The sequence below is a fragment of the Corynebacterium aquatimens genome, assembly GCF_030408395.1.
GTDB classification, from domain to species: domain Bacteria; phylum Actinomycetota; class Actinomycetes; order Mycobacteriales; family Mycobacteriaceae; genus Corynebacterium; species Corynebacterium aquatimens.
In genome coordinates, this window is record NZ_CP046980.1 from 1,962,570 (window position 1) to 1,975,199 (window position 12,630).

The window sequence follows — 12,630 nt, forward strand, 5'->3', positions numbered from 1 at the left end:
CCCTAGTCCTCTTCCGGGGGCTCAAGGGGATTCTGCGTATCCGCCGCACCGTCGGCGTAACGGATGTAGAGCAACCTGTCCCCGGGCTCCACGGTCTCCGCTTCTGGGGAATCGATACGGTAAAGCTCACCCGAACGCACCACACCGAGGACAATGTCAGCGAGGTGCCGCGGGTTGGCTCCCACCTCATCGTCACTAACCACTCGCTCCGCCACCGCGAATCCTTCATCGGGGCTGAGTAGATCTTCCACCATCTCCACCACCGACGGCGTCGCGGTCGCGATACCTAGGAGGCGACCCGCGGTTTCAGAGGAGATCACCACTGAGTCCGCGCCCGATTGTTCAAGCAAGTGCTGGTTTTCGCTTTCGCGAACGGACGCGACAATGTGGACGCTGGGGTTGATTTCGCGGATCGACAACGTAGCAAGCACCGCGGTGTCATCGGAGGAAGGGGCTACCACAACTGAACGCGCGCGGGACACACCCGCGATCTTCAGCACGTCGGACTTCGTCGCGTTACCGTGAACAGCCACGATTCCCTTGTTCTCAGCGTGCGCGAGAGCTTCCTTGTCGCCATCAATGACAACGATGTGGGAGGGCAGCATGCCTTCAGCCAACAACGCGTCGACCGCGGAACGGCCTTTTGTCCCGTATCCAATGACAATGGTGTGGTTGCGCACGGTTCTCCTCCACCGTTGTAGTTGCAGCGTTTTTCGCGAATCTTCAGTGAGCACCGACAGCGTTGTACCGACCAAGAGCATCAGGAAGGCAACTCGGGCTGGTGTGATGATAAAGATGTTGATCAGTCGCGCGGTCTGCGTGACCGGGGTGATGTCACCGTATCCGGTGGTGGACAACGACACCGTGGAGTAATACACCGCGTCGATGAACGTCAGCGGCTCGGAATACCCACCCCGATCGAAATAGACCACGAGCGCGATCACGAACACGATGAGCACGGCGTAGCCGATCCTGCTGGTGAACAACACCCATGGGGTCGCACGGGCTGACTGCGGCAACCGAATAACGTTCAGCAACGCGTGATCAGGAAGGTTTGTCAGTTCACCGTCATTTCTGAACCGGTCCCGTAAACCCAGCTTGCTTCGGAAGGCCACCCGCCATCACCGCCTTTCACCCATCACTCGACAATAGACCTGCCTGAACCGATGTTTGCAGTAACCGTTCAAGTTCATCACGCTCAGGTAAGTCACGCGGGGCAAAATCTTCGCCGTCACGTACGTAGAAGAACATAGCCTGAATGGGGCGATCGTCGCGCACATAGCGCTTCCACGCTTCGCGGTACACCGCGAGCTGGAGCTTCGCGGACTCCATCTGGCGCGGTGCGGGCTTAGTTCCCGTTTTCCAGTCGACAACGATCCACCCGTCGTCGGTTTCAAAGACAGCATCGATCCTGCCTCTCACCACCGCGGAACCCAACGCGATCTCAAACGGGTGCTCCACCTTCACAGGGGTCTTGGACGCCCAGTGGCTGGAAGCAAACGCATCCTTCAACCGTGCGAGTGTTGCGGCATCAAAGTCCGCTTCATCAATCCCGGGCAGCTCATCCTCATCTAGCAACGGGCGCGCGCCGTAAAAGCCCTCAATCCATTCGTGGAAAGCGGTTCCGCGCTTGGCGTAGGCGTTGGGTTTGAACGGAACCGGTCGACGTGCTCGGCGCGCAAACTCCGTTGCATCCGCGCGAAGTGCCACCACATCCGATGCAGTGAGCTCCTGCGGAAGCTCCACTTCCAACACTGGGTTCTGTGCATCCTTGAATTCCTCAATGATGGCGGCGGAATCCACTGCCCATTGATCCACTACCTGATCCTCGGAATCATCTGCCACTGGAAAGAGCGCGTCACCAGCGGACCGAACCAGATCGGCGGCATGGCGTTGGTTAGGTTCCGGGGAGTGATCAGGCCACAGACCAACTAAAGGATCTGGCTCAGACTCATCCTCGGCCTCAACCCCATCCCACCAATGAAGCACCTGGATGCCTGGTAAATCCTCATTTGATTCGGCAATTGCGTGTAGGGCCTCAAATTGGCCATACGGTGGCTTTTCGGACGCCGTAACCAGTAGCCGCCGGGCTGCGCGCGTAATGGCAACGTAGAACAAACGCGTGGATTCTTCGTCCTGGATCTCCTTCTGCCGTTCCATGTAGTCACTGCAGTAGGCCTCAAATTCTTTCTTATTTTCAGTAGCCGCGAGAACCTCTTCGACGCGGAAGTCCCTCGTTGGGAAGTGGGTAACCCGATTGAGGAAGGTTTCTTTTTCGCTCTTGTACGTCGACTCATCGGCATGCAGTACGGACACGATTTCCCACTCCATGCCCTTGGACTTGTGGGCAGTCATGATCTGAACGCGGTTGTCCTTCGCGGGGACAGCGCCCGGGGCCAAACCATCTTCGTGTTCAGCAGCCAATGCTAGGTAGTCGAGGAAACCCTCCACGTCAGACCCCGGGTAGGCAAGGGCAACGTCCGCGAACCGATCCAGGTGTACCGTCCCGGTCGGTGAGTTCCGCGCCAGAACCTCAATCCGCAACCCGCTTGCACTGACCACGTCATCGATGAGATCTGGCAACGGCTTGCCCAAGCTGTTGCGCCGCAGCTGGTGCAACATGGAGGCCAGCTGACGTAGCCGCCGAAGTCCCTCAGCGCTGTAACGGTCTTCCTCCCCTAGGTCCGCAAGAGCATCACCAAGCCCCGCCTGCGATTGAACTTCACCTGGTTCCGCAACCGCTTCCAGTTTCAACCGCTCAATCTGTTGACCAAGCCGTTCCAGCGGGTCAGTGCTTAGTTCTGCCTCATCATCACGGTGATTGGTCTTGGTGCCCGCTCCCGTGAGGTTCGTGGCCCTCTGCGCAAGAGCAACCAAATCTTTCAGCCCAAGCCCGCATAGTGGCCCACCCAGAATCCGCAGAGCAGCTGCGGAATCATCGGGCCGGACCAGCATGGTCATAAGCGCCACTACGTCCTTGATTTCAGGCACCGTGAGCAGGCCACCAACACCGACGACTTCATACGGGACACCGCGTTCTTCCAGGGCGCGAGCAATACCGGCAGAGTGGCGGTTCTTTCGAACAAGCACCGCAGCATCAAAAGGCGTTTGCTCTTCAGTGCAGCGCTGGTACTCCTTCGCTAAAGCATCCGCGACGAAATTCAGTTCCTCTTCGGCCGTGGCAAAGTAACCCAGCTCTGCTGTCCCGGCCCCGCCGAAGGGATTGGCTTGAAGAGGTTCCACAGGGCGGCTGCTATCCCCCGCGGGGCCAAGCAGGGTGTCTGACACATGATTGGCCAGTGTGAGCACCTCCGGCGGGTTACGCCACGAGATGGTCAATTGCAGTTTGTCCGCTGGCTTGTCATCCGGCGTGGGGAAGTCATGAGTAAACGCACCCAGGTTCGCCGACGTGGCGCCACGCCAACCGTAGATTGCCTGCATCGGATCACCCACCGCTGTCACTGTCAGTGGATGTGGGAACTGGCTGCCGGCATCGCGGCCACGACCAAACAAACTGCGGAGCAAAATGCGCTGCGCATGGGACGTGTCTTGGTATTCATCCAGCATGACCACCCGGTACCGCGCCCGCTGGGCTTTACCAACCTCCGGGTGATCCCTCGCGATGGTGGCGGCGGCCGACATTTGCTCGTTGAACGTTGACAGACCGCGCGCTTTCAACTCATCCCGCAACGCGTGCACTAACGGAAGCATGCGCATGCGCAGGTTCTGGTTGTCGCGCCACTTGCGCAGCGTTGCATTGGGTTTGGGAAATTCATTGACCGCCGACGTGAATGCTTCGGCGTGGAGCGCCAGCGAATCCTCATTGGTCAGCTCATTGCCCATCTTGTTGTACAAAGCCAAGACGTTGGCTACAACAGTGGAAACCGCCGGGGTCTGTCCCCCATCATCGACGAGTGTGCCTTGATAATTGGAGACCACATCGCGCGCGATCGCGTACAGCTCGGCCTGAGTGATCAAGCGTGAATCCGGCTCCACCGGAACGAGCAGACCGTATTCACGGACCAAGTGACCCGCGTACGCGTCATACGTGTACACCGACGGCGCAACAACAGCGAGGGACTTCGCCAACGTCCCGGAAGGGTCTACGTCACGCATCACGTCTTCGCGTGTAGAAAGCCGTTCCACACTGCGGCGAATACGGCGGTTCAGTTCCGCTGCCGCTTTGCGGGTAAAGGTCAACCCTAAAACTTCCTCAGGCCGGACAAAACCATTGGCGACGAGCCACAGAACTCGATTCGCCATGGTTTCAGTTTTTCCGGCGCCGGCCCCGGCAACAACCAACAGTGGCCCAGGGGGAGCACCGATTACCCCAGCTTGCTGGTCCGTCGGCGTGGGTTTGTGCCCAAGGCGACGCCACAGCTCAGCGGGGTCGATGGGAGCAAAGTTTTCAACTGAATCAACCATGGTGCACCTTCTCTCCTTCCGGCTGCACTGGGCACAGCGCCTTGATCTTGCAGTACGTGCAGTGGTCGCCAGCCTGCGCGCGTAGTCGTGGGCCCGTCATCTCTGCCGGAAGTGAGCTGATCAGCTCCAGAAACTCGTCGAGTTCTTCCGCAGTTTTCGCCTCTTGGGTCAACGCGGTCACTTTTTGGCTTTTTTCTGGGTACAACAGCGTCGCACCATCTACGTTCAAGGCGGCCTCATGGTCGTCGGCGGTGACCACGGTGGGCTGCCCGTGCGTCATTTTCACTTTGCCTTTGCTCAACGCGAGCTGGTAGGCAGCCAGCTGCGCATGGTCCGGCATTTTCGCCTTAGTCGGAGCGTTCATCCCGCTCTTTAGGTCATAAACGTGAACGGTGTTGTCCCCAAGATCCTCGAGCCTGTCAATGCGGGCGCTGATCGTCAGGTCGTGTGCTACCTGAACCTCCACGGGGACCTCAACGCCGAGGAGTCGGCGCTCATCCGGAACAGCCCGTAGCCAGTTCCGGCATCGCTCCAGCACCGTAGCAAACGCTGCGCGATCAGACTCAGCCATCCAAAAGGGAACGTCAAACAGCGACTCATAGGCGGCGAGAGTCATCGCCTTCGCAGCCTCATAATCAGCGCCGCGTTCCAAGGCCTCGAAGTAGTAGTGGAGTAAGTTTCCCTTCGCCATGTGCGTGCTGGTAAACGGCACTACTTTGTCTTCAACCACGCTGCGCATCGGGCACTTCAGCAAAGCCTCAATCCGGGAGGGGGACAGTCGGTTGCGGGTGGGCATCGCCTCGCTTGTCGACGGCTCCGTGAGCGTCCACCACTTCTCAGGTGACGCATCGGCGATTCCGGCGTTACCCAGCTGCGCTAGATGCTCTGCTGCAGCCTCGCGCACTTTTTCATCGGCGGACTCATCAGCAGCATTGCGGCGTAGTTCGGCGATGAGATCCTCCCGCGCCAGAACGCGAAGTGGTTCCCCTGCGGCGTAGACCGTCGGTTCAGTGCCCACGTTTTCCAACAGCTCATCAACAAACCGCGATGGTTCAACAATCTCATCGCCGTCGGGAACATCCACCGCCGTCACAACAAGTTTTTTGTGAGCACGAGTGGTAGCGACGTGGAATAGCCGCCGTTCCTCCGCAAGACGATCCCGCACATGTGAAATTGGGGTCGCGGGATCGATACCGGAATCTAGGTAATCAATGAAGTCTTCTTGGCGGAAGATGGAGCCGGTTTCACTTAACTGCGGCCAGGACCCTTCCTGCACACCGGCTACTACGACCATCTGGAACTCTTTGCCTACCGCGCCGTGCGCGGTCAAAAGCGCGACAGCGTCAGGGCGAGCAACGCGACGATCGCGCACTCCCGTGGGAAGTTCCTGGCCGTTAATGTGGGCGATGAAGGCATCTAGTCCGGCAGTTTCACGCCGTTCCGCAAAATCGCCCGCGGCGTCAAACAACGCCATGATTGCATCCAGACTGCGGTCCGCCTGCGACCCTGTTGCGCCGCCGCGCAAGGCGGTATGAAGCAGCCGTTCGCTCAAACCCGTGGCAGACCACACGGCCCACAAAACCGCCTCCACGCCCTCGCCTGCTTCCAATGCGGCACGGCCCGCGCCCAGCACTGAACGGATGCGCTGCAAAATTGCGTGCTCTCTTTCCGTCAACACAGATTCGAAATCCCCAAGAGCAGCCGCATCACTTAAGTCGCCAGCAATCAGGTCGCTCAATGTTTCCTCAGGGCGCCGGTCCGGGTTACCGCGCCGAAGCCCGCGAAGCAGCTTGCGCAGGCTCACCGGATCCGAACCGCCAACAGGGCTGAGCAACAGCTCACGCCATTGCGCGGTACTGAGTTCCCCGTTGAGAGCTTCCAAGCCCAGCATCATCGCCCGCACGATGGGCTGGTCCACCAACACCACGTCCGTGGGATCGACCGCCACCGGGACGCGGGCTTGGATGAGTGCGCGCCTAATCGGCTCAATCATGGACGTCGAGCGCACAATCACCGCGATGTCTTTCCACGCAACACCTTCGACGCCCAAGTGCGTTCGGCGCACGCGGTCAACCACCGCCGCCGTGCCCAAGGAGGCACTTCCGGCAATCACCACTTCGGTCTCTGGATTTCGGCGAGATCGCCCCAGGTCAATCGTGGGGGCATCAAATTCACGAAAGAATTCTGGTGCGGCACCACGGAACTGGAACACGCTTTGCTCGCTGTCCCCGCCCACCACGGTGAGATGCGCAGCGCTGGACAACCGGCGGACCAGCTCAACCGCCGAGGGCGACAGGTGCTGGGCATCATCGACGATCACCGTGTGCCACTTCTCCGGGAGTGGGCCCCGCACTGCCTCCGCGACCAGCTCTGAGGCGGAGTAACTCTTGGTTCCGTACAGCGCCATGACTTTTTGGTATTCCTCCAAGAAGTCCCCAGCTGCAGACCACACGGGAATAGAATTGTCCGCTCCAGCTTCCCGCAGGTCATTGGGCGTTACGCCGCGCTCCACCGCGCGGAGCAAGAAATCGCGCAGCTGACGCGCAAACCCCACCAGTGGCAAGGCTGGGCGCAGTTGGAGGGGCCACGACCCCGTCCCATATTCCTCATGGCCAGCCAACAGATCCCGGATAGCCATGTCTTGCTCCGCACCGGAGATTAACCGGATCTGTTCACCTTCACGCTGGCGGACGATCGCAAACGCTAGGGAATGAACGGAACGGGCAATCGGTTCATCAACGAGGAACTGCGATTGACTCAACTGCACGCCGATTGCGCGGCGAACGCGCGCCGCTGCGTCCTTAGAAGACGTGATGAAGACAACCCCCGACGGATCAGCACCACGTTCAATGACGTTCACAGCCGTGTCGATCAAAAAGCTGGTGACCCCGGATCCTGCCTCCCCTGTCACCTTCACGCGCCCTTCGGTGGGCAGGTCATGATCCCACTGCCGGTTAAGCGGGCGGGCGGAATTCTCCACTAATTTCACCCGAGGTGTGGGCGGTGAGGTACGTCCCTGCTTCGAAGCCATGGACCAATTCTTACAGGGCGCTAGGACACGAGCAGCGCACGGACACTCTCAAATATCGAACTCTCGTTCGATTTCGTGTTCCCGAGCTGCACGGCAACCATTTCCCGGTAGTCCAGCGCGCGTTCACACAGGAACCCGATGTCGGGGACGTGGGACCACCGCTCCAGCACGCCCTCATCGACCGCTCCCGCCAGCAGGCCGTCGATAAGCACGAGCGCCGCGCTAAACCCACGCGGACGCGGGAACACTGGAGGCACGATGTCGGTGATAGCCGGTGGCAAACTGCCTGAAAAAACGCACGTCCCCAGGAAATCCATGTGTACCGCTTGGCCGTGTGGCCCAACCGTGTGCTCCTCCCACACTGCCCGATCCGCCCGCGCAAAGACCGTGTCATTATCCAGCCGCGGGACCTCTACTTTCGCCTCCGCGAGCGCGTCATCCAAGCGCAACGCAGCAGCCACCGCCTCGTCGATACGAGCCTGCGGCAAGCCGTCGATGAAATCGGAAGCGCGGTAGCCGCCGACCACCAAACGCCCATCGAAGGAACGGACGGGCCGCGCAATGCGCAGGCCCTCCACGTGCAGCTTTTCACGCACCCCAGCCGACCACTTCGTGTGCGAGGGTGCAGAACCAATCGCAATCGTGCCGCACCGCACGCCGTTATCCCACGCTGGCCCCAATGGCTGCAGCGGAGCACCCTCGGCATTAAACGACGTCAGTACATGCCCGGGGATAATCGCCATCGGGAATCCTTTCTTAGGCGTGAAGTGCCGGCTTTGAGCTCTAGGTAGAAGACGGACGCGGGTACGGCCACGGGTTGGGGCGGCAGGTGTCTGTGTTATCCGGATACACGGACTCATTAGAGAACTTGCGTAGCTCAGCGTTGCTCATGCTCAAGGTCTGCTGCATCATGATCGGCGCGAGCTGGTTCGGCCCACCGCACGGAACGTGATCAGCAAAGCCCAGCGCGTGCCCGACCTCATGATTCACCATGTACTGGCGGTACTGCCCCAGGTCACCTTGGAACGGCACGGCGCCGCGCACCCAGCGTGATTCATTAATCAGCACGCGATCCTGCTCCGTTTCTTGGTCAAGCAGGCGGCAGGACGTTTCGATCTCAATGTCCGCCCCGCACTTCTCCCGCGTTGTCCCCACCGACGTCAGCTGAATGCGCAGAGTCGGGTCCTGGTCGGGAGCAACGTGTTCAAACCGAAACCTTGGGTCATTAGTCCACCCGCGCGGGTCAGCTAGGACGGCATCGACCATCGCCGCGAATGCCTCGTCCCCGCCATAACCGGTGGTATTCACACCGTTTTCAATTTCCACCACGTAGCGGACTGTATTTTCCTTGCCCTCGCCCACGGTGGCGCCGGGCTGGCCGACGGTGCGGTACGTTCCATCCCCCTGCTGCGCGAACTCGGCGCCAGGCGGCAACTGGGTCGGAGCAACGTCGCCCTCGGGCAACTGGCGCGGGGCCTGAAGCGACGTCGGCTGTGCTTCACTGGTGTGCGCGCCCACCATCTCATCCTCCGGCGTGCGCAGGATGCTCATGATGAGGAAAACAGTCACTACCGCCAACACCGGGATGGCGTACGCACGCCACCCGTAGACTCGCGCAAATCGCACGAGGGCGGGATCAGACTGCGGCTGTGGGCGGCGGTGGTTACTCATGCCCCGCCAAAGCCCACTGTCCGCTGAGACGACGTCCCGAGCTCCACGTAGTTGATGCGGTCGGTGCGCACTACAAAGCGCATGCCACGCTCATCTTCAAAGGTCACGGTCGCGTCGCCCGACTCAATGGCGCTGACAATTTGTCCTTCCACATCAGCTTGGTCGGCGCTGGAGGTAACGGAAAGCTCCCGGGGGCTATCCACGAGGCCAATCTTCAATTCCATCTAAGTGCACTCCCTCATCTTTTGAAAGCTTCTTCTAAGCTCCAGTAACTAATAGTCATATTGTAACCGCGGCCAGTTAAGATTACTGACGTGCCTACGCAACCCGAGAAAGCTCCCGAGTCAGCATCGGCTGTGCCACCAACGTTCGCGCAGCTTGGCGTCGCGGCAGAAATCGTGGACGCACTCGCTGATCACGGGGTGCGCCGTGTCTTCAGCATTCAAGAGCTCACCTTGCCGTTGGCTCTTGATGGCCGGGATCTCATCGGCCAAGCCCGCACCGGCATGGGCAAGACTTTCGCGTTCGGCGTCGCCGTGCTCGATCGCGTCTTCGACTCCGCGGACATCGCCGAACTCGACGGCACGCCGCGCGCCCTCGTTGTCACGCCCACGCGCGAACTCGCAGTCCAGGTGGGTGAAGACCTCGCGCTTGCTGCGAAGAACACGCCTCTTCGCTTAGCGACGATTTATGGCGGGCGCCCCTACGACGAGCAAATTGAGGCGTTGAACAACGGCATCGATGTGGTTGTTGGCACCCCGGGCCGTCTGCTGGATTTGTACGAACGCGGCGACCTGCAGCTCAACCAGGTAGCGATTCTTGTCCTCGATGAAGCCGACGAAATGCTTGACTTGGGCTTCCTCCCGGACATCCAGAAATTGTGGGGTGCGCTGCCCCAGCCGCTGCAGACCATGCTGTTTTCAGCAACGATGCCGGGGCCGATCCTCACCCTCGCTCGTTCGATGATGAACACGCCTATCCACATCCGAGCAGAGTCCCCCGACGAATCCTCGCTGCATGAAACCACCAACCAGGTGGTGTTCCAATCACACCGGATGGACAAGCCCGAAGTCACGGCCAAGATCCTTCAGGCGCGAAACCGCGGACGAACCATCATCTTCACGCGCACGAAAAGAACGGCAGCGGAAGTTGCAGAAGATCTCGCAGCACGCGGCTTCAAGGTTGGATCGGTCCACGGTGATCTTGGTCAGGTAGCGCGCGAACGTTCTTTGAACGCATTCCGCGAAGCAACAGTGGAAATCCTGGTCGCCACCGACGTGGCTGCCCGTGGAATCGACGTCGAGGATGTCACCCACGTGATCAACTACCAGACCCCCGATGATCCCATGACCTACGTCCACCGCATCGGGCGCACGGGGCGTGCTGGGCGCTCTGGCACTGCCGTGACCCTGGTGGGATTTGATGAGGCAGCGAAGTGGAAGCTGATCAGCGACGAACTTGGCCTTGATCAGCCGGAACCCCCATCGTGGTTCTCCACCTCCCCGGAACTGTACGAGGCGTTGGATATCCCGGAGGATGCCGAATCAACCGTCGGTCCAGCCCGGGAGGTTCACGCCTCCCGCGGCGGAGGCAGCCCTCGCCGCACCCCACGCGGAAAAGGTGGAAACGGAAGGAAGCGTAATCGCCGATGAGCACACCTCTGCGCCGCACAAAGAATGATCTAATCGCCACCGCCGTTATCGCAGCCGTGTGCTGCGTTGCCTTAGTGTGGGCGTTTTTTAGCGCACCGATCAGGCAGGCACACCTTGAAACTGCTGCGGAGGAAGTCCCGGACCAAGGCGTCCTTGCCGTTGTGCCGAGCGCACTGACGGAAAGCTGGCGCGTTGCTGACGAATCCCCGCGGCAGCGCCCGCTGGTAGTCAACGGACTGATCGTTGCCTACTCCGACAACACGATCACTGCGTACAAGGCCGACCAGACCAAGGTGTGGTCATACACCCGCAAAGATGCGGAGCTGTGTGGTTTAGAAAGCGCCTGGAACAAGGTCGTTGCCATCTACCGCACGTCAGTCGGATGCGGTGATGTCGTGGCCATCAACGCGGCAACCGGGCAGTATGACCGGACGCGTTCTTCTTCTGCGCCCGATGACGTTGTGAGCTTTGCGTCTAACGACCGCGTTGGAATCGTGGGCCAAACCCGCGCCGAGCTGTGGCGCGACGACATGGTGCGCACCGTGGAATACGGACGTGTGGAAGCGCCCCAAGAACCTAACATGCAGCCCAATCCCGACTGCGAGCTCACCTCAGCGATGACGCGGTCCGACCTATTCGCCGTCACCGAAAAGTGCGAAGACGGTAGCTACCTGCGGCTGCAGAAGACCACCCCGGAAGATTCCCGTAAACCGGAGCTGCATTCTTCCGTCCTCATTCCGGATGGCTCCTATCTGGTGGCCGTTGGCCAAGAACTCGCGGCCATCTATGATCCGGCGGAAAGCACAGTGGCTGCGTACCGCCAAGACGGCTCATCCACAGCCAAGGCGGAAGTGCCCCCGTCCAACCTTCTATCGAACGCTGCCTTCGGTGTTGCCAGGGTTGAGACGTCTGACTTGCCGGAAAACATGACGTACCACGACGGCACGAACCTCATGCTGCTCGACCCCAATAATCTGCAGGTCACGCTCATCTTCAAGGACACACCCCTGGGCACGGGCGTCGCGGTTGCTGACAGGCTCCTGTTTGCCACCCCCGGCAACATCACCGTGGCCAACTGGAAAACCAAGCAAGCTGAAACCAACATTCCCGTGGATCGCGGTGGCTACAACGGGCCAGTATCCGTGGCGTCCGCTGGCCCTACGATCGTCGAAAAGCGTGGCTTAGAACTAGTAATTCTTGACGCTACCGTCTAGTTGAACGTGAACTCTGTGCCTGCGCCTCACGCTTAGCGACGAAGTTTGACTCGGCCCAGTGGCGCGACTTCGGGTGAAGCGCCGCAACTAACACCACGATCACGGACGCCACCGTGACAGCCCCAAGCTGGGCAGCACCGCCTTGGAACATGAAGAACGCCACGCCGAGCAAAATGATGTTGATGTAGATGATCAGCGTGCGCCCCCACTGCCGGCCGCGCAGAATGTTCACGGCCGCGTAGATCACAAAACCGAAGACCGCGATGATGAAAACGGCCGTGCCATAACCCACGAAATCGGCGGCACCCGTCGTGGACTCAATCGACGATTCTCCCCCACCACGCGCTGTTTCCACAGCGGAGTAAACGCCGTAGCCAATCACGGCCACCGACTGGATAATCGCGGCTACGGCAGCCACCTTCATAGCGATTGGTGCTGGCAGGCTCTCATATTCACTCACGGGAACAGTGTATCGCCCCACGCGACGCCACCATCATTCCAGCCGCACCCAAGGCGCGTTTACCCTTAGTCAGGTTGGATAACCAAATTACTTCGCTATGAATTAGGTCACATTATTGCCTGTAACCCTAGCGGAACCGGCGTGAACGTGTCATTATCGTCGGGTAGCAAAAACAAA

9 protein-coding genes are annotated in these 12,630 nt (G+C 60.0%); 2 read left to right on the forward strand and 7 right to left on the reverse strand.

Features of this window, described 5'->3' with window-relative positions:
- Positions 1-2: 2 nt before the first annotated feature.
- Genes CAQUA_RS08880 through CAQUA_RS08905 form a run of 6 tightly spaced genes read right to left on the reverse strand, consistent with a single transcriptional unit; the run spans position 3 to position 9,351 of the window.
- On the reverse strand, positions 3-1,097 hold the full coding sequence (locus CAQUA_RS08880; protein ID WP_231375990.1) for a potassium channel family protein: 1,095 nt from the start codon (positions 1,095-1,097) through the stop codon (positions 3-5).
- 34 nt (positions 1,098-1,131) lie between these two features.
- Complete coding sequence (locus CAQUA_RS08885) at positions 1,132-4,425, reverse strand: ATP-dependent helicase (RefSeq protein ID WP_196825446.1); 3,294 nt, start codon at positions 4,423-4,425, stop codon at positions 1,132-1,134.
- Positions 4,418-7,456 (reverse strand): ATP-dependent helicase, encoded by a 3,039-nt coding sequence (locus tag CAQUA_RS08890; protein WP_196825445.1) that lies wholly within the window; start codon positions 7,454-7,456, stop codon positions 4,418-4,420. Before CAQUA_RS08890 ends, CAQUA_RS08885 begins: the two co-directional genes overlap by 8 nt.
- A gap of 20 nt (positions 7,457-7,476) precedes the next feature.
- Entirely contained in the window at positions 7,477-8,199 is a 723-nt protein-coding gene (locus CAQUA_RS08895) for a hypothetical protein (protein WP_196825444.1), read from the reverse strand.
- A 40-nt stretch (positions 8,200-8,239) separates the two neighbouring features.
- On the reverse strand, positions 8,240-9,127 hold the full coding sequence (locus tag CAQUA_RS08900) for a DUF3152 domain-containing protein (protein WP_196825443.1): 888 nt from the start codon (positions 9,125-9,127) through the stop codon (positions 8,240-8,242).
- Positions 9,124-9,351, reverse strand: a complete 228-nt coding sequence (locus CAQUA_RS08905) for a DUF3107 domain-containing protein (RefSeq protein WP_196825442.1) — start codon at positions 9,349-9,351, stop codon at positions 9,124-9,126. The genes CAQUA_RS08900 and CAQUA_RS08905 overlap by 4 nt, the downstream gene beginning before the upstream one ends.
- Before the next feature lie 90 nt (positions 9,352-9,441).
- On the opposite strand from CAQUA_RS08905, the gene CAQUA_RS08910 reads away from it, so the two are divergent.
- On the forward strand, positions 9,442-10,779 hold the full coding sequence (locus CAQUA_RS08910; protein WP_290178238.1) for a DEAD/DEAH box helicase: 1,338 nt from the start codon (positions 9,442-9,444) through the stop codon (positions 10,777-10,779).
- Positions 10,776-11,993 carry an Rv3212 family protein gene (locus CAQUA_RS08915; RefSeq protein WP_196825441.1) on the forward strand — a complete coding sequence of 406 codons (1,218 nt, stop codon included), beginning with the start codon at positions 10,776-10,778 and terminating at the stop codon, positions 11,991-11,993. Before CAQUA_RS08910 ends, CAQUA_RS08915 begins: the two co-directional genes overlap by 4 nt.
- Here CAQUA_RS08915 and CAQUA_RS08920 read toward each other — a convergent pair.
- Entirely contained in the window at positions 11,983-12,453 is a 471-nt protein-coding gene (locus tag CAQUA_RS08920) for a hypothetical protein (RefSeq protein WP_196825440.1), read from the reverse strand. The two genes, CAQUA_RS08915 and CAQUA_RS08920, sit on opposite strands and share 11 nt — an antisense overlap.
- Positions 12,454-12,630: the final 177 nt, after the last annotated feature.